This window comes from Actinoplanes sichuanensis (assembly GCF_033097365.1).
GTDB classification, from domain to species: Bacteria; Actinomycetota; Actinomycetes; order Mycobacteriales; family Micromonosporaceae; genus Actinoplanes; species Actinoplanes sichuanensis.
In genome coordinates, this window is sequence record NZ_AP028461.1 from 7,969,069 (window position 1) to 7,987,348 (window position 18,280).

27 protein-coding genes are annotated in these 18,280 nt (G+C 69.9%); 16 read left to right on the forward strand and 11 right to left on the reverse strand.

Going from position 1 to position 18,280, the window contains the following annotated elements:
- Positions 1–60: 60 nt before the first annotated feature.
- Positions 61–345, reverse strand: a complete 285-nt coding sequence (locus Q0Z83_RS36440; RefSeq protein WP_317787802.1) for a WXG100 family type VII secretion target — start codon at positions 343–345, stop codon at positions 61–63.
- Positions 346–366: 21 nt separating this feature from the next.
- The gene (locus Q0Z83_RS36445) at positions 367–729 is read right to left on the reverse strand and encodes a WXG100 family type VII secretion target (RefSeq protein WP_317787803.1); all 363 of its coding nucleotides are present in this window, start codon (positions 727–729) and stop codon (positions 367–369) included.
- 201 nt (positions 730–930) lie between these two features.
- Here Q0Z83_RS36445 and Q0Z83_RS36450 point away from each other — a divergent pair, with 201 nt between their 5' ends.
- Together Q0Z83_RS36450 and Q0Z83_RS36455 are read left to right on the forward strand one after the other, a co-directional pair.
- A complete protein-coding gene (locus Q0Z83_RS36450; RefSeq protein ID WP_317787804.1) occupies positions 931–1,893 on the forward strand; it encodes a hypothetical protein in 963 nt (320 codons plus the stop codon).
- 4 nt (positions 1,894–1,897) lie between these two features.
- Positions 1,898–4,105 carry a hypothetical protein gene (locus Q0Z83_RS36455; RefSeq protein WP_317787805.1) on the forward strand — a complete coding sequence of 736 codons (2,208 nt, stop codon included), beginning with the start codon at positions 1,898–1,900 and terminating at the stop codon, positions 4,103–4,105.
- Here the strand turns inward: Q0Z83_RS36455 and Q0Z83_RS36460 are convergent.
- Positions 4,091–4,483, reverse strand: coding sequence for an RDD family protein (locus Q0Z83_RS36460; protein WP_317787806.1), 393 nt, complete (start codon positions 4,481–4,483; stop codon positions 4,091–4,093). The genes Q0Z83_RS36455 and Q0Z83_RS36460 overlap by 15 nt on opposite strands.
- Positions 4,484–4,674: 191 nt before the next feature.
- Between Q0Z83_RS36460 and glnA the strand changes: the two genes are divergently transcribed.
- Positions 4,675–6,099: a type I glutamate--ammonia ligase gene (gene glnA, locus Q0Z83_RS36465; RefSeq protein ID WP_317787807.1), complete on the forward strand. Its 1,425-nt coding sequence runs from the start codon at positions 4,675–4,677 to the stop codon at positions 6,097–6,099.
- Between the two features lie 20 nt (positions 6,100–6,119).
- On the opposite strand, the gene Q0Z83_RS36470 is transcribed toward glnA, so the two are convergent.
- Both Q0Z83_RS36470 and Q0Z83_RS36475 read right to left on the reverse strand, forming a co-directional pair.
- Positions 6,120–7,259 carry a tyrosine-type recombinase/integrase gene (locus Q0Z83_RS36470; RefSeq protein ID WP_317787808.1) on the reverse strand — a complete coding sequence of 380 codons (1,140 nt, stop codon included), beginning with the start codon at positions 7,257–7,259 and terminating at the stop codon, positions 6,120–6,122.
- On the reverse strand, positions 7,249–7,701 hold the full coding sequence (locus Q0Z83_RS36475; protein ID WP_317787809.1) for a helix-turn-helix domain-containing protein: 453 nt from the start codon (positions 7,699–7,701) through the stop codon (positions 7,249–7,251). Before Q0Z83_RS36475 ends, Q0Z83_RS36470 begins: the two co-directional genes overlap by 11 nt.
- Positions 7,702–7,813: 112 nt before the next feature.
- On the opposite strand from Q0Z83_RS36475, the gene Q0Z83_RS36480 reads away from it, so the two are divergent.
- The 11 genes from Q0Z83_RS36480 (at position 7,814) to Q0Z83_RS36530 (ending at position 12,737) form a co-directional block, all read left to right on the forward strand.
- Positions 7,814–7,999: a helix-turn-helix domain-containing protein gene (locus tag Q0Z83_RS36480; RefSeq protein WP_317787811.1), complete on the forward strand. Its 186-nt coding sequence runs from the start codon at positions 7,814–7,816 to the stop codon at positions 7,997–7,999.
- A 1-nt stretch (position 8,000) separates the two neighbouring features.
- Positions 8,001–8,234 carry a hypothetical protein gene (locus Q0Z83_RS36485; protein WP_317787813.1) on the forward strand — a complete coding sequence of 78 codons (234 nt, stop codon included), beginning with the start codon at positions 8,001–8,003 and terminating at the stop codon, positions 8,232–8,234.
- Positions 8,231–8,572, forward strand: a complete 342-nt coding sequence (locus Q0Z83_RS36490) for a hypothetical protein (protein ID WP_317787815.1) — start codon at positions 8,231–8,233, stop codon at positions 8,570–8,572. The genes Q0Z83_RS36485 and Q0Z83_RS36490 overlap by 4 nt, the downstream gene beginning before the upstream one ends.
- Positions 8,569–9,906 (forward strand): DUF3631 domain-containing protein, encoded by a 1,338-nt coding sequence (locus tag Q0Z83_RS36495; protein WP_317787817.1) that lies wholly within the window; start codon positions 8,569–8,571, stop codon positions 9,904–9,906. Before Q0Z83_RS36490 ends, Q0Z83_RS36495 begins: the two co-directional genes overlap by 4 nt.
- 18 nt (positions 9,907–9,924) lie before the next feature.
- On the forward strand, positions 9,925–10,116 hold the full coding sequence (locus tag Q0Z83_RS36500) for a hypothetical protein (RefSeq protein ID WP_317787819.1): 192 nt from the start codon (positions 9,925–9,927) through the stop codon (positions 10,114–10,116).
- Complete coding sequence (locus Q0Z83_RS36505; protein ID WP_317787820.1) at positions 10,113–10,439, forward strand: hypothetical protein; 327 nt, start codon at positions 10,113–10,115, stop codon at positions 10,437–10,439. The genes Q0Z83_RS36500 and Q0Z83_RS36505 overlap by 4 nt, the downstream gene beginning before the upstream one ends.
- A gap of 49 nt (positions 10,440–10,488) precedes the next feature.
- Positions 10,489–11,325, forward strand: a complete 837-nt coding sequence (locus Q0Z83_RS36510; protein ID WP_317787822.1) for a hypothetical protein — start codon at positions 10,489–10,491, stop codon at positions 11,323–11,325.
- A 191-nt stretch (positions 11,326–11,516) separates the two neighbouring features.
- Positions 11,517–11,714, forward strand: coding sequence for a hypothetical protein (locus tag Q0Z83_RS36515; protein ID WP_317787824.1), 198 nt, complete (start codon positions 11,517–11,519; stop codon positions 11,712–11,714).
- Positions 11,715–11,839: 125 nt separating this feature from the next.
- A complete protein-coding gene (locus Q0Z83_RS36520; protein ID WP_317787826.1) occupies positions 11,840–12,208 on the forward strand; it encodes a hypothetical protein in 369 nt (122 codons plus the stop codon).
- Positions 12,205–12,456, forward strand: coding sequence for a hypothetical protein (locus Q0Z83_RS36525; protein WP_317787828.1), 252 nt, complete (start codon positions 12,205–12,207; stop codon positions 12,454–12,456). Before Q0Z83_RS36520 ends, Q0Z83_RS36525 begins: the two co-directional genes overlap by 4 nt.
- Positions 12,453–12,737 carry a hypothetical protein gene (locus Q0Z83_RS36530; protein ID WP_317787830.1) on the forward strand — a complete coding sequence of 95 codons (285 nt, stop codon included), beginning with the start codon at positions 12,453–12,455 and terminating at the stop codon, positions 12,735–12,737. Before Q0Z83_RS36525 ends, Q0Z83_RS36530 begins: the two co-directional genes overlap by 4 nt.
- A 203-nt stretch (positions 12,738–12,940) precedes the next feature.
- Here Q0Z83_RS36530 and Q0Z83_RS36535 read toward each other — a convergent pair whose 3' ends face one another.
- Entirely contained in the window at positions 12,941–13,123 is a 183-nt protein-coding gene (locus Q0Z83_RS36535; protein ID WP_317787832.1) for a hypothetical protein, read from the reverse strand.
- A 175-nt stretch (positions 13,124–13,298) separates the two neighbouring features.
- Between Q0Z83_RS36535 and Q0Z83_RS36540 the strand changes: the two genes are divergently transcribed.
- Entirely contained in the window at positions 13,299–14,042 is a 744-nt protein-coding gene (locus tag Q0Z83_RS36540; RefSeq protein ID WP_317787833.1) for a helix-turn-helix domain-containing protein, read from the forward strand.
- A gap of 1,179 nt (positions 14,043–15,221) precedes the next feature.
- Here the strand turns inward: Q0Z83_RS36540 and Q0Z83_RS36545 are convergent.
- The 4 genes from Q0Z83_RS36545 to Q0Z83_RS36560 all read right to left on the reverse strand — a co-directional run bounded on the left by Q0Z83_RS36545 (position 15,222) and on the right by Q0Z83_RS36560 (position 17,431).
- A complete protein-coding gene (locus tag Q0Z83_RS36545) occupies positions 15,222–15,734 on the reverse strand; it encodes a DUF6907 domain-containing protein (RefSeq protein WP_317787834.1) in 513 nt (170 codons plus the stop codon).
- Positions 15,731–16,150, reverse strand: a complete 420-nt coding sequence (locus Q0Z83_RS36550; RefSeq protein ID WP_317787835.1) for a hypothetical protein — start codon at positions 16,148–16,150, stop codon at positions 15,731–15,733. Before Q0Z83_RS36550 ends, Q0Z83_RS36545 begins: the two co-directional genes overlap by 4 nt.
- Positions 16,147–16,605 carry a hypothetical protein gene (locus tag Q0Z83_RS36555; protein ID WP_317787836.1) on the reverse strand — a complete coding sequence of 153 codons (459 nt, stop codon included), beginning with the start codon at positions 16,603–16,605 and terminating at the stop codon, positions 16,147–16,149. Before Q0Z83_RS36555 ends, Q0Z83_RS36550 begins: the two co-directional genes overlap by 4 nt.
- 391 nt (positions 16,606–16,996) lie before the next feature.
- Positions 16,997–17,431 carry a hypothetical protein gene (locus Q0Z83_RS36560; protein ID WP_317787837.1) on the reverse strand — a complete coding sequence of 145 codons (435 nt, stop codon included), beginning with the start codon at positions 17,429–17,431 and terminating at the stop codon, positions 16,997–16,999.
- A gap of 35 nt (positions 17,432–17,466) precedes the next feature.
- On the opposite strand from Q0Z83_RS36560, the gene Q0Z83_RS36565 reads away from it, so the two are divergent.
- On the forward strand, positions 17,467–17,622 hold the full coding sequence (locus Q0Z83_RS36565) for a hypothetical protein (protein WP_317787838.1): 156 nt from the start codon (positions 17,467–17,469) through the stop codon (positions 17,620–17,622).
- On the opposite strand, the gene Q0Z83_RS36570 is transcribed toward Q0Z83_RS36565, so the two are convergent.
- A complete protein-coding gene (locus Q0Z83_RS36570; protein WP_317787839.1) occupies positions 17,623–18,270 on the reverse strand; it encodes an ElyC/SanA/YdcF family protein in 648 nt (215 codons plus the stop codon).
- Positions 18,271–18,280 lie beyond the last annotated feature (10 nt).

Consider the following 18,280-nt stretch of genomic DNA (forward strand, 5'->3'; position numbering starts at 1 on the left):
ATATCGACATGGATCGACCGCCGGTGCATTCCGGCGGTCGATCCGAGTGGAGCGGAACGGTCACATTCCGGCGGCGATCTGCGCATCCACCTGCTGCATCCGATCGGCCGAGGCGCCCAGCTTGACGCCGACCATGGCGAGGGCCTGCTTGATCTCGGTGGCGCCCTGGTTCCACTTCTGCCGGGCCTCGTCGCAGGCGGTGCCGGCGGCGCCGGTCCAGTCCTGGGCGAAGAGCTGGGTGAAGGCGGTGTACAGGTCGTTGAGCTGCTGGTCCATCTGCCCTTGGAAGGTGTTGATGGAGGCCGACGTCTCGGCGATCTGGCCGAAGTTGTAGGTGATGTTCATGGTCTGGTCTCCGATTCCGGGTCAGCCGCGAAGGGCGTTGAGGACGGCACTGTCGGCTCCGCCGGCGGCGGCAGCCCCACGGATGGCCTGCGCGGCCTCCTCGTCGTTGACGCCGTACGTCTGCGAGGCGGACGACATCTTGCCGCCGAGCTCGTCCAGCGCCTGCATGATCTTGGCGAGACCGTCGTTGAGCTGCGTCGAGACGTCCTGGAGGGCGTTGTTCGCGGTACCGGCGAAGGCGCCGCCGCTGAGTCCCTGGATCTGGCCGAGCAGCTGGGTCATGCCCCGCGAGATGTTCTGGCCGGTGTCGGAGCACCTGGTCGCCATGGAGTTGAGCTGTTCCTGAGTGGCATGGACCTGACCCATGCCCGGCGTTCCTGCCACGATCTCTCCCCGATTCTCGTATCAGGCGTTCCGGTTCGGTCCGCCAGTGGGTTATGCCTCTCCGTACACCACCCGTCCGGAGTCGGTTCGAAGCTTTTTCAAAAGAATCTCGTCGAACCTGATCCGGGATGCGCGCGTACTCTCCAGCGTCACCAGAATCAATTGATCAATTGCGGTGACATTCGGACGGGGAGAGGTGTGATGGCCGCAGACAATCCCTACGCGGAGCAGACCGCGAAGAACACGAGCGTGCCGTGGCTGGGCGGCGGCCCGGCGGTCGACGTCGACCTGGACGGGCTCCGTGCGTATGCGGCCTCCCTGGCGAACCAGCAGGCCGACATCGCCTCCCGCGGGGTGTACCTGCAGCCGCTCGGCGAGATCCCGGGGCAGGCGTTCACCGGTGAGGTGCTGGGCGAGGCCGACGCGGTCCGGGCCCGGCTGGTGGCGAACGCCGGCGAACTGACCGTCTACCTGCAGAAGCTGGCCGAGTCGGTGGGCAACATCGGCAACGCCGCCCGCACGGTGGCGGACAGCTACGGCTCCGGCGACGCGATCGGCGCGGCCTCCCTCAACGACGTTCTGTTCGCGTACGGCGACGCCGGTGTCCCGCGGCCGGACGGGCTCCCGACGGGTGTCGGCGCCACGTTCCGCGATCAGCAGTCGGCGCTGGCCGCGCTGCCCCCGGCCGCGGACAGCCGGGACTGGACGGTGACCGCGAACGTCCCGCTCTCGGCCTACCAGACGATGCAGACGGCGACCGGGCCGAACGGCGAGCGCCGCGAGGTGATGACGTTCACGCCGCCGGGCGGGGCGACGACGGTCACGACCACGATCTTCGGCAGTGACGGCGAGACGGTCTCGTCGGTGACCACCCGCACGTCGACCCGGGTCACCGGCGGCACCGAGATCACCGTGCAGGAGAACTTCGGAGCGGACGGCAAACCGACGGGTACGACCGAGACGCGCACCGAGTTCGACGGCGACAAGGTCGTCGGCCAGAGCACCGAGGTCCGCGACGGCGCGGGCGAGACCGTGCACCGGACCGTCGAGAGCACCGACCCGGAGAGCCGGGAGCAGGTCCAGGTGGTGTCGGAACCCAACGAGAAGGGCGAGCTCGTGGAGAAGAACCGGATCGTCACCGGCATCGCCACGAACGGCGGTTGAGACGATGGCCGACCACTACGGCTTCACCGCCGACCCGAACTACGGGTACAGCCAGTACAGCGGGCAGACCCACTACGGCAGCTACCCGCCGTCGACACTGCCGTACACGGCGCCGCCCGGGCCGAACAACCCGGACACCGTCGAGCAGATCTCGCTGCGGATCCGGAACATGCACCCGGAGGAGATGGCGACCCTCGCCGACCAGTGGCAGAACGCGTGGGCGTTCCTGGCCGACGTGCGCGGTTTCCTGGTCAAGCAGAGCGACGTGCTGCGCGACGAGTCGTGGCAGTCGCCCGCCGCCCGGGACGCGTTCCTCAAGATGGGTCCCGGCGAGACGCTCGCCTACCTGGACATGTGGATGGACGCCGCCCAGCAGAACGTCACGGCGCTGCGGCACCTGGTCAACGTGTCGACCGAGGCGCGGTACGCGATGGCCCGGCTGGAGATCGCCTACCAGCGGGAGATGACCGCCGCCACGGACGTCAGCTTCCTGGAGAACCTCGAGGCGTGGGTGTCCGAGGGGCAGGGCTGGGACGCGGCGGCGCAGGAGTTCGTCTCCGAGGAGCAGGCGAGGATCCGCGACCGGTACCGGGTCGAGGCGCAGCAACTGGCCCAGCACTACGGCGACCAGTTCTTCGACTACATCGCGGTGTTGTCCAACGGGTCCGGCCCGCCCGTGCAGCCGATGAACGCGGTGCTCAGCCAGCCGGCTGGGGTACCCGGGACCGGCGGGCCGGGACAGTTCGCGCCCACACTGCCGAACGTGCCGGTGATCCCGGTGGGTGACCCGCCGCCGGCGCTGGAATCACCCGGCCAGAACCCGCCCCAGGGCCTACTGCCTCCGGGCGTACCACTTCCGCAGCCTGGTGTCGTACCCCCGGGATCTCTGCCGCCCGGTGTGACGCCGCCCGGAACCCTTCCGCCGGGCGTCGCGTTGCCGCAACCGGGTGGTGTCCTGCCGCCGCCGACGACGGTGCCCGGAACGTTCCCGCCGGGAACGCTGCCGGCCGGGCAGCCGTTGCCGGTTCCGGGAAGCGTGCCGCCCGGGACCCTGCCGCCCGGCGGCAGCGGGCCGACGGTGATCGTGCCCGGCGGGGTACGGCCCGGCCTGCCGTCGCAGATCGGTCGGCCCGGGGGCGGGCCGACCGTGGTGATTCCGCCCGGCGGGCTGCCCGGGCGCACGATCCGGCGGCCGTCGGGACCGGCCGCGCCGGCGATCCCTCCCGGTGGCGGCCGGGAGATCCGGCGCACCGGCCCGACGGTCGTCCCCGCACCCACCACCGGACGCCCCGGCCAGCGGCCCACCCGGACCACACCGGGCGCCATCCCGCCACCGCAGACCGGTCGACCGGGGCGCACCACACCCGGTGTCACCCCACCGCCGATCACACCCGGACGGCCGGGACGCAGCGGGCCCAGCCTCACCCCACCGCCGGTCACACCCGGACGGCCCGGCCGTAGCGGGCCCGGCGTCACCCCGCCGGCCGGTACGCCCGGACGGCCCGGCCGCACGGCACCCGGCGTCACCCCGCCGCCGGCCACCGGCAGGCCCGGCGAACGGCGTGCGCAGCCCGGCTCGACCACTCCGGTGCCGCAGACACCGAACGGCAAGCCCGCCCGCACGACACCCGGCGTCATGCCACCGCCGGCCACTCCCGGGCGGCCCGGCGAACGCGGACGACCCGCCGGCCCGAATCGGACGCCCGGGACCAGCACGTTCAGCCCGCCGCCCACTTCAGCGGCTCCGCCCGTACTGAAGAATCCGGTTGAAGATCGTGGGGCGCGGCCCGGAAGCGCCGCGGAGATCCGCACTCCCGCCGCCGCGCAGCGGCCCGGTGGCACCGCCCCGCCGGTCCTGAACCGGCCCACCTCGCCCGCCGCTCCCCCGCCCTGGCGGCCGCCGCGTGCGGATCGCGGCTCGACCGCGTGGTCGGACATGTTCGGCGCCGAGGAGGCCCGCAGACGGGCCGGCGACGGGATCATCGACGCACCGGAACGTGCCCGCCCGGACGGCGGTCCGTGGGGCCTGCGCAGCCGCGCGGCCACCGGGACCGACGGCGTCACCCCCGAGCCGGGCAGACGGCGAGGCGGCGGCGACCCGGCAGAGACGGATCAACCATTCGGGGTACGGACACCCGGCGGCGGCGTGATCAGCCGACGCGATGACGACCACCCGGAGGAGGACATCGGCCGGGTGTTACGGGGTCGCTGAACGGGGTACCGACACCATCATCGAACCGGCCGCCCGGTCGTGCAGGCCGCGGCCCTGACCGTTCAGGATGATCGCCGGGACGAACAGTGCGAGCAGCACGGCCCGCAGCAGTCCCCGGCCGAGGCCGATGACGCCGCCGTCCGGATAGGAGACACAGCGGACCCGGAGCAGTCGCATGCCCGGGGTCTGACCGAACAGGCCGAGAAAGAAGGTGTTGGCGAGAACCAGGACGAGCACCGCCGGCCACGCCTTCTCCGACGGCGTCGCGTAGAAACTCGCGATCAGCAGGCAGAGCACCCAGTCGATCACGAGCGCACCGAGCCGCGGGCCGAGCCCGGCAGCCTCGCCTGAAGGGAACTGCTCGTTCAAAGCAACCACGGCTGCCGAGGGTACGCGATATGGTCCGGAAGACCGGCTCGCGCTCTCGCCGTGCCTGCTCCACGCGCTACGTAACACGGCAGAAACAGTAGGGATACGCCGGGGCAACCCCGGACCCATAACGTCGCGACCAGCCTTGCCAGGTGGCGGCTCATGCCGCCCGGTATCGGAAAACTGTGCCAGGAGGACGTGTGTTCGCCAATCCCGAGGAACTCCTGCGATACCTCAAAGACGAGGACGTCAAGTTCGTCGACGTACGTTTCTGTGACCTCCCGGGTGTGATGCAGCACTTCAACATCCCGGTCGAGTCGTTCGACGACAGTGTCGCCACCGACGGCCTCGCCTTCGACGGGTCCTCGATCCGCGGCTTCCAGGCCATCCACGAGTCCGACATGCTCCTGCTCCCGGACGTCGCGACCGCCTTCATCGACCCCTTCCGGATCCAGAAGACGCTCGCCCTGAACTTCTTCATCCACGACCCGTTCACCCGCGAGGCCTACTCGCGTGACCCGCGGAACGTGGCCAAGAAGGCCGAGGCGTACCTGGCCTCCAGCGGCATCGCCGACACCGCCTACTTCGGCGCCGAGGCGGAGTTCTACATCTTCGACTCGATCCGCCACGAGACCTCCGCCCACCAGGCCTTCTACTACATCGACTCGATCGAGGGCGCCTGGAACACCGGCCGTGAGGAAGAGGGCGGCAACAAGGGCTACAAGACCGCCTACAAGGGTGGTTACTTCCCGGTGTCCCCGGTCGACCACTACAGCGACCTGCGTGACGCCATGGTCCGCCGCCTCGTCGACACCGGCTTCACCGTCGAGCGCTCGCACCACGAGGTCGGCACCGCCGGCCAGGCCGAGATCAACTACAAGTTCTCGACGCTGCTGCACGCCGGCGACCAGATGCAGCTGTTCAAGTACATCATCAAGAACACCGCGTGGGAGCACCGCAAGACCGCGACGTTCATGCCGAAGCCGCTCTTCGGTGACAACGGCTCCGGCATGCACACCCACCAGAGCCTGTGGCTGAACGGCGAGCCGCTGTTCTACGACGAGACCGGCTACGCCGGCCTGTCCGACACCGCCCGCTGGTACATCGGCGGCCTGCTGCACCACGCGCCGTCGCTGCTCGCGTTCACCAACCCGACCGTCAACTCGTACCGGCGCCTGGTGCCCGGCTACGAGGCCCCGGTCAACCTGGTCTACTCGCAGCGCAACCGCTCCGCCTGCACCCGTATCCCGGTGACCGGCAGCAACCCGAAGGCCAAGCGCGTCGAGTTCCGCGTGCCGGACCCGTCGTCCAACCCGTACCTGTCGTTCTCGGCCCAGCTGATGGCCGGCCTCGACGGCATCAAGAACAAGATCGAGCCGCCGGCCCCGATCGACAAGGACCTGTACGACCTGCCGCCGGAGGAGTGGGGCAGCGTCAAGCAGGTGCCGGGTTCGCTCGACGCCGTGCTGAACTCGCTCGAGTCCGACCACGAGTTCCTCACCGCCGGTGGCGTCTTCACCGACGACCTGATCTCCACGTGGATCGACTACAAGCGCACCAACGAGATCGACCCGGTCCGGCTCCGCCCGACCCCGCACGAGTTCGAGATGTACTACAACGTGTAGCTCAGCTGTATCTGACCTGGTCAGACCACCTGCCGGGGACCGTCAGTCCGCACAGAGTCCGCAAACGTCTCGCTCATCAGCGAGTCCGCGGCCTTGCGGGTACGGTCCTCGGCACTCGGCCATAGGTGGGCGTAGATGTTGAGCGTCGTCGTGGCCTTCGCGTGGCCGAGAGCCTTCTGCACCGTGACGACGTCGCACCCCTTGGCGATCAGGCCGCTCGCGTAGAAGTGCCGCAGATCGTGGAAGTCGAACTCCTCCAGGCCCGCCGCCCTGCGGGTCTTGCGCCACCAGTAGCCGACCGAGTTCTGGTGCGGCGGGTGCTCGTCCTGGCCGAGAAACAGCCACCCGAGCGGACTCACCGGCATGTCTCCTACGTGGACCGACAGCAGATCGAGCAGACCGTCCGCCAAGAACACCGGCCGCTCGCTCCCGGCCTTCGGTGGCGAGATCAGCACCGCGGCGCCGGTGTCGCGCTGGACCTGCCGGGTGACCTGAAGAATCCGGCCGAGGAAGTTGATGTCTCGGCGCTGCACGCCGGCCGCCTCGCCCAGGCGCAGACCGGCGAACGCAGCTAACGAGATGAACAGGCGCATCCACGGCACCGCGGCATGGTCAAGCAGCATCCGCACCTGAGCCGGGGTCGGGATCATCATCGCCGCTTCGGCCCGCCGCTGCCGCGGCAGCTTGAACCCGTCGCTCGGATCGGACGCGATGATCCGGTCGCGGACAGCTGCGCGCAGCACCGGCCGGACGTTCTGGATACGGGTCTTCACCGTGCCCGGCGCCAGGCCTCGCGGCTTACCCTCACCGCGGTCCTTGGTCTGCATCCCCTTGACCCACTGCTCGAAGTGGGAACGCCGGATTGCCTTCATGGGCAGGTGCCCGAACGTCACTGAGTTCGACGCGAGACGCATGGCGCGATCGGTGTTCGGGGGCCAGGCCTGCCGGGACGCCCAGTCCTCGAAGAACTGCCGGTAGGTGATCTCGCCAGCCTTCGGGTCGACGTACATCCCGGTGACCATGCTCGCGGTCTGCTCGTCGAGCCAGCGCTCGCCGTCCTTCTTCCGGTCGAAGTGCCGGCTGTGCTCCTTGCCCGCCTCGTCGCGGTACCGAGCCCGCCACTTACCGTTAGGGCGCTTCGCGATGCTCCTACTCGCCATTGCGGGCCTCGTACTCGGCGATCATCTGGCCGAAGCGCCACATCTGGGTACTCCAGTGGCGCCGTTCGACGTTGAGGGCAACGATCCGGCCCTCCAGCTCGTCCTTCACTCGACGAAGCTCGCTGGCTGCCTCCGCTTCCTTCTCGGTCGCCTCCTCCAGTGAAGCCTTGGCCTCCTCGTACTCCTCCGCCGTCAGTCGCGGAACGACGCTGGAGAGTGCTTGCAGGTCCAGGCCCAGCAACTTCGCAAGGGCCGAGGCCTCATTTAGGCGAATGGACCTCTTGCCCCCTTCGAGGCGTGCAACGGCAGCCTGATCCATGCCGATGCCACTCGTCTCACGAAGGTGACGCGCTAGGGCCTCCTGAGTCCACTGCCGCGCTTCGCGGGCAAGACGAACCTGAGCCCCGAAGGCAGCCTCTGCCGAAGGGTCCTTATGTGTCATTCACATGATGCTAGATGTCGTTGGAACTTGACGGAAGCCGCCGGGCATGGTTGATTCTCTTCATGTCGATCAGACATGCGGATGCATGTCGTTCACACATCTGGAGTGTCCCGTGGAGCGCTACCTGACCACCGAGGAAGTCGCCGACATCGCCCGCACCGCCCCCAGCACCGTGCGGTACTGGCGGCACATCGGAAAAGGTCCCGCCGGCGTGAAGCGCGGCCGCCGCGTGCTCTACCCGCAGTCCGCGGTGGAGCAGTGGCTGGCCGGCAACGACGGTGACCGGGCGGTCGCCTGAGATGACCTCGCAGAACGAAGAACGCCGCCCCCCAGCGGACCAGGCCGGGGAAGCGGCGGCGAAGCACACGGAGCAGGTCACCGAGACCGCCTCCACCGTACGACACGACCGGCCCCCTCGGCGACCAGCCGACCGGGTCACGACGATCGACTACCACGCGATGGGCTTCGACCTCGGCTACGCCGAGCGTGCTGCGATCGGCAGCGCCCTGCTCGTCCTGGAGCGTGCCGAGTGAGACGCGACGCGGGAACGGTGCTGCGGGCCGGCGAGGCGCTGCTCGGCGACCAGGAGGAGTTCACCCGCGAGCAGGTCGCCTACCTGGTGGCCCTGGCCTTCGAGTCCGGCATCCGCTTCGCCTCGACGTACGCCCAGGGCGAGATGCTGGCGAGCTGGGCGGCGCACCACGTCGCCCCGCCGACCCGGCAGGAGCGCATCGCCGCCGAGCTGGCCGCGGTCGACCGGGCGGCCCGGACGCGTGCTGAGCGCGAGGGGCGGCCGTACCGGCTGTACCGCGGTGGGGCTGTCGACTGGGAGACCGGGGCGTCCATCCGCAGGCTGGGGGCGGTCGCGTGACCGACTCCGAGAGCCCGGGCGCCGACCTGCTCGACGAAGTGCGCGTGGCTGTCATCCGGTACGTGCAGCTGCCCACCGAGCACGTGGAGGTGGCCATCACCCTGTGGATCGCCGCCTCGCACGCGGTCAGTGCCCTGCACACCGCTCCACGGCTGGCGATCCGCTCGCCGGAGAAGCGGTGCGGCAAGTCTCGGCTGCTCGACCTGGTAGGCGCGCTGTCTCGCAACGCGATGCCGACGGCGAACATCAGCGCCGCGGTGCTCTACAGGGTCATGGGCACGGACAAGAAGCCGACCCTGATCATCGACGAGGCCGACACGGTGTGGGGGACGAAAAAGGCCGCCGAGCAGAACGAGGACCTGCGCGGACTGGTGAATGCCGGATTCGAGCGCGGCCGGCCGACGCTGCGGTACGACGCTGCGGCCCGGCGCGTCGAGGAACTGGAGACCTTCGGGTTCGTCGCGCTGGCCGGCATCGGAGCCCTGCCGGACACCATCACCGACCGGGCGGTCAACGTGACCATGCGGCGACGGAGGCCCGGAGAGCATGTCGCCCCGTTCCGCAGTCGACGCGACGGTGGGCCGCTGCAAGACCTTCGGGGCCGGGTCGGTTCGTGGATCGCCTCGCGCCTGGGTGAGATCGCCCGAACGATCCCGGAGCTTCCGGTCGAGGACCGGGCCGCGGACGTCTGGGAAGCGCTCGTGATCATCGCTGACATCGCGGGCGGGGACTGGCCGAAGCTCGCCCGTGAGGCCGCCCTGGCGCTCACGGCGGAGCAGGAGGAAGAGGAGCGCGACTCGACGACGCTCCAGCTGCTCACCGACATTCGGGAGGCGTTCGCGGCGGCCGCTGTTGGGTTCCTGGAATCGAAGGATCTGGTGAACAAGCTCCGGGGAGTCGCCGAGTCCCCGTGGGGCAGCGAGGGTGTCGACCTGTCCGCGATGAAGCTGGCCGCCCGGGTCAAGGCGTTCGGTGTACGGCCTGTACGCAACGTAACCGGCACGGCTCGTGGATACCGACTGGAGGACTTCACCGACCCGTTCACCCGGTACCTCGGGTCATTTTCGGGCGGCAACCCGTCAGAGGCCGTCAAGGCGTCAAAACAGCAGCTCAGCCCGTCTGACGACTTGGACGGCCTGACGGCTCAACCCGTCAAGGCGTCTGACGGCTCTGACGATTTGACGACTCGACCCGTCAACCCGTCAAACGCCAAACCGGCCGTGAGCAGGGATTCTGACGCCTTGACGGGTCTTGACGACCCCACCCCCGGAACGTGCACAGCGTGCGGCTGGAGCGTCGACTCCGCTGGCCATGCGACCAACTGCGCCCGGTAACAGAAAGTGAGAACAGGCGTGATCATGCAGCCCTATCCGCTCTTCATCCAGCTCGAAGGCCGGGAGCATCCGTCCCTCGTTATCGGCTGGGACATCGACACGGAGGGCGACCCGCGCCCGTTCGTTCTGCACCCCGTCGACGGCGTGTCCATTCAGTACCGGGTCGGCGTCGATGAGCCGTGGTACGTCGTCAGCCCGCTCGCGCCATGACCGAACCCGTCGACTGGGATGCCAGGCTCCGGTCTGCCGTCGAGCAGACGCTTGCCAAGCGGCAGGCGCGCGAGCAGGAGCGCCGGGAGTTCAAGGCCCGGCGTGGGGCCGGCCTGGAGCAGCGATACGCCGAGAAGCTCGCCCGGGGCGGGAAGCTGCCGCTCTGCTGCGCCGAGGCCGAGTTCGCACCCTGCCCGCAGCACCGTCAGGCCCGGCAGGTCATCGGCGACCAGGGGCCGAAGGCGAAGCAGCCGACGAGCGCCGTCATCGGCGAATCCGGTGGCACCGTCCGGCGCCAGAGGCGCGCGGACGACCGCAGGTAGATCACTTCCCTCGGAATCAACATCACCAACGGAATCGAGGAACAGCACCATGCCCAGCACCGACATCCCGAACCGCGCCCGCAACCACCGCCGCCACGCACGCCTGTTCGACGGCGCTGACACCGGCCTCTACACCCTGCCCGCCGAACTGCTCGCCGCCCGCGACGGCCTCGTGCGCCTCAGCGCCGAACTCGCCGTGGCCCCACCGTCCGACCGTGGCGCCGACCAGGCCCGGTACGTCACCGCGCTGATGGACGCGGCCACCGCCGGCGAACCGCTGCCCACCCTCGACGAACTGACCGCCGCCGACCGCCGCAACCGGCAGTACGACCGCCGCTCCGAGCTGCTGGTCGAAGCCATCGACAGGGCCGACAGCGCCCTTGAGCTGCTGGTCAACGACCTCGGCGACCGGATCATCCGCGACCACCTCGCCCCGGTCGTCGACGACATCATGAAGGGCGTCACCGCGGCCGCCGGCGCCCTGCCCGACGACACCTCCGCCGACACCATCCTTCGCGCCTCGGACAAGGCACGGAAGGCGTGGCTCGGACTTGACGACCTCGCCGCCCGGTACGAAGCCGTGCGCGCCGCGGCCGTCAGCGTGCGACGCAACACCCCCGCCGAATGGGACCACCGCGGAGACTTCTCCGAACTCCACAACTTCCACGAACTGACCGCGGGCCTCAACATCCAGATCGGCGGCCCCCGCCCCTGGCCCACCAAGACCAGCGACCGCCTGCTCTGGTACGCCCGCAACAACGGCCGGGTGTGGATGCCCACCGTCGCCGAGCAGGACGCCCGGTACCGAGAAGTCCACAAGGACGCTCTCGACGCCATGGCCGAGAACCGGGCCCGCGTCAGCGCCGCACGGCACGCCTTCGGCTGACCCACCCAGCTCACGGCGTCAAAGTCACCGCGGCGGGACTTGGTTGTTGGACCGGCCCGCGGAGCCATGGCGGCGAGCGCACTACCTCCACGCGCACAGACCCGCCAGCGCCTCAGGAGAGAGGGCAGTCCGGTCACCCCGGTCGGGCTGCCCTCCTCGCCACCCACGAAACACCTCACGAAGGAGAGACCATGAGCAGCAGCGACATGACCCGCAGCCTGAGCGCCCAGATCCGGGCCGCCGCCGGCCACGGACAGCCCGCCGAGCAGGACGAGCCCGACACCGAGCCGGCCACCACGCCCGACTTCGACGGTGGCGCCCGCAGCACCACGCCCGCAGCCCCGTCGATGAACACACTCATCCGCCGCGCCGCCGGTGTGACGCGGTAGCAAGTCACGGTGAGTGATGGGGGTGGCGGGAGACCCATGGAGGGTGGCCCCCCAGCGAACCGCCGGAGAGGTGGTTTAGGACCCGGCCGCCCCGAAACAAGTCGACCTATCTACGGAGAGTAACTATGAGTGAGAAGGTTCAGCCCCCGCCGGGACTGCGCGCTCCGGGTCGTCGGCTCTGGGATGCCATCACCGGCGACTACGACCTGGACGAGCACGAGCTGGTGCTTCTACGGGAGGCCGCGCGGACCGTCGATCTGTGCGACGAGCTGGAAACCGACCTCCGCCGTGACGGCGCGACCATCGAGTCTCCGCAGGGCAAGAAGGCGCACCCGGCGGCCGTGGAGGTACGCCAGCAGCGGATCGCCCTGGCCCGGCTGATGGCCGCACTGCGGATGCCTGCGGGCGACGAGAGCGATCAGGTGCAGGGCCGCCGGCCGCAGCGGCGCGTCGGGGTGCGGGGTACGTACGGGATCCGCGGAAGTGTCGCGTGAGGCGCCGCGGTGACGCGCTCGCTGAGGCGGCCGAGCTGGATCCGCCGACGTGGCTGGTGCGGTTCGACCCGGCCGACTGGTGGGACTCGGTGCCTGCCGTCCCTCGGGGCTGGGGGCACAGCGAGCACATGTGGCGGGCGGTGAATATGCATCAGCAGTGGCGGGATGCGGGTCGGTCGTGGCTTGACAACCGTGGCCACCGTGATGCCTGGTACGCCCTGACCCGGCCGCTGGTGGTGTCCCGGTGAGGCGCCGTGAGCCGGAGATCGTCCGCCCTGCCGGCCATCAGGCCCCGCCGCGCTGGATTCAGCAGCTTCGGCAGGGGCTGGAGGAGTATCACCGCGTCCATGGGACCGCGCGCAAGGATGGCGGCCTCACCATCACCGAGGGCTTCGGCCAGTGGTGGCGCGCCGAGCAGGACGCCTGGTGCATCGAGAACGGATGCCACCGGGCGGGCACCAAAACGTGCGAGCAGGTGCTCCCCAGCGGCAGGGACTGCGGCGCCCGTGAGCGCCGGAGGTCTCCCTGACCGAGCTTCGGAGAGTGCGCGAAGTACCGACCGGAGACTGCGCGGATCCGGGCCTTCCCGAACCCTCCCGTTGACGCACCCGTTGACGACGTATCCGCAGCGTGTGGCGCGTGCGAAGGGTCTCCCCTGACGCACTTCGTTGACGGTCGTAAACGCGCGGAGATCGCGTCAACGGGTGCGCGGCGTGCGTCAGCGGGGAGAGGTCACCAGCGGTGTGCGTTACGCCGTTCCTCGTTGCGCCACCGCTGGGCGGCGTCGACCCGGTTGCGGTAGACGGTGCGCAGCACGACGCAGGGGTAGGCGGCCAGACCGCAACGGCAGACCACCCTCCAGGGCGCCCACCAGATGCGACGGCGACCGTGCTTCGGCCACAGGTCTCTGCCCATCACGGTCGCCTCCTCGCTGCGGCCCGGGGCGACGGCGGGCCACGATCACGGGCGCTACCCGCCGTCGCCGCTACAGGATGTCGCCGCTACGTCGCCTTGCGCGACGACGCGAGGGACGACATTCCGGCGACATTTGAGGCGACATTCCGGCGACGCCGGGAGTACCGTACGGATCATGAGCAGCCTTCAGCCCCGGCCGAACACCGCGCTGCGCGCCGTTCGCCTCTCCATGCGACTGAGTCAGGACGAGTTCGCCGAGCGGATGCGGGCCGCCGGCGCCGAGACCACCACCAAGCGCACCGTGCAGCGCTACGAGAGCGGCGAGATCGCCCAGCCCCGCCCGGCCAGCGCCCGCGCGCTGGAGGTCGTCACCCGGCTGCCGATCCAGTCGCTCGGCTTCCCGGCCGACGTGGACGCGATGGTCGTCGATGACGGCCGCGGCGGTCACGACCTGGAGGTGCGCGCCGCCGCCCTGCCGACCCAGCCCGGTCCGGCCCGGTCAGGCGCCGGCTACTCCGGCGTGTGGTTGAGCCGATACCAGTACTTCAGCTCCGGCCGTAACGACACCTACACCGGGCAGCACCATGTCGTCCTGCTCCAGCACGGCGGTCGGCTGACCGTGCGCAGCCTCCACGGCGCCGGTAAGTCGCTGCTCACCATGGACCTGGTTGTCGACGGCAGCGTCATCACGGGCACGTGGGTCGAGGAGACCGACCCGGGCGGCTACTACCGCGGTGGCCGCTACCACGGGGCGATCCAGCTGCTCGCCGAGCCGACCGGCCGCCGGCTGACCGGCAAGTGGGTCGGCTTCGGCAAGGAGATGGACATCAACACCGGCCCGTGGGAGCTGTCCTTCCTCGACGCCAGCACCAGCAAGACGACGCTGGCGAAGTACGCGGCCGCGCCGGAAGGCGAGTAGACACCTGCACCGTCGTGACAGCAGTGCAGGTGTCCCCGTCTCCGGGGACATCCCTGCTCAGGCCGCAATCAGGGCCGCCGGGGACATTCCGTTACGGGTAACACGCCTGCTCAGCGTGTGACTGTTACCGACGATCCGGGCCGGGCCGCTATCAAGGTCCGCCGCAACCGTGGGGACACCCCGACGGTTGGGCTGCGTAGTCACCAGGCCCACGCAGGTCGGCAACCGCCGTCGTAACAGCAGGGGTTGAACCGTGGTGCTCTGCCCCACGGTTGCCGGTCGGCACGCGTGTGCCGAATTCCGCAGGCAGGTTCGGAATCCCCGGAAGCTCCCCGGTGGCGGGAAGCTTCGGCGTCGACGACTTCAGCAGTACTGAACCCGTCGTTCCGTGAGGGGGTCTCAACCGCGCTGAGACCCCTGCCGTCGGCCGGTCGCGGGGGTGGTCGCGGCTGCTGGGATGGTCGCGGGTGCGCGACCAGGGCGCGACCGTGAGGTGAGCTGCGCAGACACCGCCTGGTCGCGGGTCGCGGTCGCCCTACTGCAGGGCCCTTTCGGCACCGTTCTGGGCACTCTCCGGCAGGCGCGACGCGCGGCCGCGACCGGGCCGCCGGCGTGGCGCGGCCCCCCATCCTTGGCGCGGATCCGCGCCATGACCCGCGCCATGGGCTGAGCAGGGCAGGCACCCCGTTTGGTGCGTGGCGCGGCACCCGTGGCCACCCCCGGAAAGCAGGCCCAGGGCGACCCTCGGCGGGGCCCGGCGCCCGCGCCACACCACCCGGCAGGCTGTAGCGCGGGCCCCGCTACGTGTAGTGCGGACGCTACGGGCGGCGCTACACCCGAGGCCGGTCGCCACCAGGGCCGACGTGGGCCTGTAGCGCGTAGTGCCCTCGGTAGTAGCGAGCCCAGGAAGCGTCGTACGGCAGGTTCGGGTGCCCGGTCCGGGCGCTACGCTACGGCCCCGTCGGCAGTAGCGGCACGCGTAGCCAGTAGCGGCACCGCTACCTCTGCCGCTACCTATCTGGGCAGGGGAAACGCGGAAGCGCCCACCGTGCCGCTACCTCTGCCGCTACTGGGCTGAGCTGCGGAAACGCTCGAAAGTAGCGGCAACGACGGAAACGGCCCCCGGAAGCGGGAAAACCGCTCCAGAGGGCCGCTCGGGACACGCGCGTGCCGCTACCGCTACGGGGTCTCCTCGACCATGTCGGCCAGCTCGCGGAGCTTGCGGGCCAGGTTGCGGAGTCCGCTGGCGGTCAGCTCCACGTCCTCCAGGAACTTCGACTCGATGATGCCGAAGCGCTCCACCGTGCCGGTCTCCCGGTTGACGCGCTGCTCACCCCAGAAGCCGAGTTCGCGCTCGATCCCGGTGCACGCCTCGACCACGGTCACCGCGTCGGGGAAGGAGCTGCAGTTCTTCTCCTGGAGGCGGTCGCCGCCCCGGTAGTGCTCGACGCACCACGAGGGGCAGTCGTCCTCGCCCGGCACCTCGCCGCGGGTGAGCACCAGGTCGTTGAAGCGGAACGGCCACCCGTCGGAGTCGTCGAGCGTCCGCTGAGGCGTGTAGACGCTGACCTGATCCAGGGACTTCTGGTCCTTGGCGAAGACCAGGACCCCGTGGATCCGTTGCCACCCGTCGGGGGTGAGCAACTGGGTGCCGACCTGAAGAAACTGGGCTCGGATCGAACGCTCGTTCATGCGACACCTCGGCGGAGGACGTTGGGGCGACGGCTGCCCGCGGTGCCGCCGTTGAAGGGCTGACGAGAGGGTGTTGAGGGCGGCAACGCCCCGCCCTGCTCAGAGGGCGTCGGTACTGACGACTCCCCGACGACGGGCATGGCCTTGAGGGGGCATCCGCGGACGAGCTGGATCGCCGGCAGGTGCTCGTGGCGAGTGGTGAGCAGGATGTCGGCGTCCCCGTCGAGAATCAGGCGAAAGGCGGTGCGCCAGTCGGCCGGGTCGACGATCGTCGCCAGCACCCAGTGGGCCGCGGCGATCTCGTCCATCACCCGCCGCAGGTCCGCCCCGGACAGGTCGTTGCGCGGGGCGACTAGCACGACCCGGTTGCCTTCGAGGCCCCGGCGGATCTGGGGGCGTCGCTGCTTGCTGCTCACAGGACACCGTCCTCGAGGAGCGCGGCCGCGCGGTTCAGCTCGCGGGCCATGGCCCGGGCGGCGAGGGACGTCAGCTCGATCTCACCGATCCGGACGTGCGCGGGCCGGCTGAACCGGCCGGTGATGCGGTCGAAGATCCGGGCCACGTCGACGGGCACGGCCGAGTTGCCCAGGTCGGGAACGTAGACCTCCTCCGAGGTGCACTCCCGGATCTCGGGGACCACCGTCTCGCCGTAGTGGGCGCCGGAGCACCACGCCGGGCAGGCGGGCGGGTCGACCAGCATCGAGTCGGGGAACAGGCGGTTCACGACCTCGGAGAGGTCCAGATCGGTCAGCTCCGGCCGCCGCGACCACAGGGCCAGCATGTTCACGGCCTGCTCGGGCATCTCCGGGTTGAAAGCGGACAGCGCCTCGACGGCGGCATCCACGAGGGCAGCGTTCGGTACGGTATTCACCGGGTCGCCTCCTACGTAGGCGGTCAAGGGCTCGGCCGGTGTTGGTAGCACCGCGGTTCCGGGCCCGTCCCACTTCAACGCTCATGCGTTGACTGCATTTGACTGTATGCGGAAATCACATGCGACGCAATGCCCTGTCCGCAACCAGTCCGCAGGATGTCCGCAGAAGGCCATCCCGAACCAACGCAAACAAACGCAGTAAGCGCTGTTCAGGACGCTGTTTCATAGAGATCGACTGGTCAGCGGTCCGCCGCCAGGAGATGTACTACAACGTCTGAGGCTCGTAGCTTCCGGAACGGCGGTCATGCTCCGGCATGGCCGCCGTTTCGCTGTTCGGCATGATCGGTCTCGCCACCGACCCGTGTTCGTGACGGTGCGGGCAGGCCGGTGACTAGGCTGCCGTCCGGTGGACCAAGGGGTCGGGGCGGCCGATCAGGGCCGGGTTGCCGACCGGGCGGACGGTGCCGTCGGTTCGGGTGTAACGCTGGGCCAGCAGCAGGCCGTGGGGGCGGCCGATCTCGTACCCCTCGACGAAGACCGCCTCACTGCGCTCGCCCTGGTGGGTGTAGTAACCGTCCCAGGCCAAGGCGACACACGTGACGCCCGCGTCGACGGTTTGCAGGGAATGACGGCCGGCGTCCTGGCATTCCTGCAGGTTGGTGCCGTCTCCGGCGACGTATCTGGTCAGGCCCCGGCCGTTGGCGCCGTCGAAGAACGCGAACGGGGTGAAGCCGGCCGGGGAGATGCCGGCGTTCTCCACCGCGTAGTCGAGGGCCGCGAAGATCAGGTCCTCGGTGGTCCGGGTGATGTCGTCGAAAACGCTCACCCGCGGGATTGTTCCAGGCGCGCACACTGAGACGCATGGAGCTGTTTCTCTTCGTGGCCCTGATCGGTGTCATCGCGGTGGGCGCGCTCGTCGTGGCGCTCCGGACGCGTCCGGCCCCTCCCCTGCCGCCGACCGATGACCTCCCCGACAATCCGTCCAAGTACAGCGGGGGCAGCACGCCCGGCGCCTGATCAGTGGTAGGACCGCTTGCCGAGAAGGCCGGCGAGCCGCCAGAGACGTTCGGCCCGGGCGGTGGCCGTGGTGATCGCGGCGGCCGGGTCGGTGGGCAGGCCGGCGATGATCAGGCGGCTCATCGGGGCGGCCAGCGGGTTCTCCCGGGGTGCGCCGCCGGGAACGACCACGCCCAGGTAGGGGCGGCGCAGCGTGCGCGGGGCGACGACCGACAGGATCCGGTGCAGGTGGCCGCGCTGGGCGACGATCGCAACCGGACGGTCGTCGCCGAAGTGGCCCTCGTGTTCGGCCCGGAGCAGGTTGGTGACGGTGTCGACGGAGTGCCGTTCGACGCGGAGCACCGCCGCGTCGGCTCCGGCGGCCAGCAGTCGGTCGCGCATCAGGTCGGCCTCGGGGGCGCCCTGGAACGTCTCCCCGTCGGCCCGGAAGACGGCGCCCTTGCGGTCGGCGGGTGATTTGTAACCCGAGCAGACGATGACGCCGCCCGGCGACAGTGCGGAGTGGACGGCCAGGCCGATGCGGCAGCGGTCGACGCCGCCCGGAGTGAGGCCGGAGGCGTCGTGGTTACGGCCGTGGCCCGGCACCAGGACATGCGCGACCCGGCCGAGGGACAGGCCGGGTGTCCCGGACAGCACCTCGAACTCCACAAGATCAGTC

What these genes read in the sequence shown, in the direction of transcription:
- Q0Z83_RS36545 (WP_317787834.1), bottom strand. Translation starts at nt 15,734, where the DNA reads ATGAACGAGCGTTCGATCCGAGCCCAGTTTCTTCAGGTCGGCACCCAG.
- Q0Z83_RS36455 (WP_317787805.1), top strand. Translation starts at nt 1,898, where the DNA reads ATGGCCGACCACTACGGCTTCACCGCCGACCCGAACTACGGGTACAGC.
- Q0Z83_RS36485 (WP_317787813.1), top strand. Translation starts at nt 8,001, where the DNA reads ATGACCTCGCAGAACGAAGAACGCCGCCCCCCAGCGGACCAGGCCGGG.
- Q0Z83_RS36505 (WP_317787820.1), top strand. Translation starts at nt 10,113, where the DNA reads ATGACCGAACCCGTCGACTGGGATGCCAGGCTCCGGTCTGCCGTCGAG.
- Q0Z83_RS36565 (WP_317787838.1), top strand. Translation starts at nt 17,467, where the DNA reads ATGGAGCTGTTTCTCTTCGTGGCCCTGATCGGTGTCATCGCGGTGGGC.
- Q0Z83_RS36475 (WP_317787809.1), bottom strand. Translation starts at nt 7,701, where the DNA reads ATGACACATAAGGACCCTTCGGCAGAGGCTGCCTTCGGGGCTCAGGTT.
- Q0Z83_RS36515 (WP_317787824.1), top strand. Translation starts at nt 11,517, where the DNA reads ATGAGCAGCAGCGACATGACCCGCAGCCTGAGCGCCCAGATCCGGGCC.
- Q0Z83_RS36535 (WP_317787832.1), bottom strand. Translation starts at nt 13,123, where the DNA reads ATGGGCAGAGACCTGTGGCCGAAGCACGGTCGCCGTCGCATCTGGTGG.
- Q0Z83_RS36450 (WP_317787804.1), top strand. Translation starts at nt 931, where the DNA reads ATGGCCGCAGACAATCCCTACGCGGAGCAGACCGCGAAGAACACGAGC.
- Q0Z83_RS36520 (WP_317787826.1), top strand. Translation starts at nt 11,840, where the DNA reads ATGAGTGAGAAGGTTCAGCCCCCGCCGGGACTGCGCGCTCCGGGTCGT.
- Q0Z83_RS36470 (WP_317787808.1), bottom strand. Translation starts at nt 7,259, where the DNA reads ATGGCGAGTAGGAGCATCGCGAAGCGCCCTAACGGTAAGTGGCGGGCT.
- Q0Z83_RS36540 (WP_317787833.1), top strand. Translation starts at nt 13,299, where the DNA reads ATGAGCAGCCTTCAGCCCCGGCCGAACACCGCGCTGCGCGCCGTTCGC.
- Q0Z83_RS36440 (WP_317787802.1), bottom strand. Translation starts at nt 345, where the DNA reads ATGAACATCACCTACAACTTCGGCCAGATCGCCGAGACGTCGGCCTCC.
- Q0Z83_RS36510 (WP_317787822.1), top strand. Translation starts at nt 10,489, where the DNA reads ATGCCCAGCACCGACATCCCGAACCGCGCCCGCAACCACCGCCGCCAC.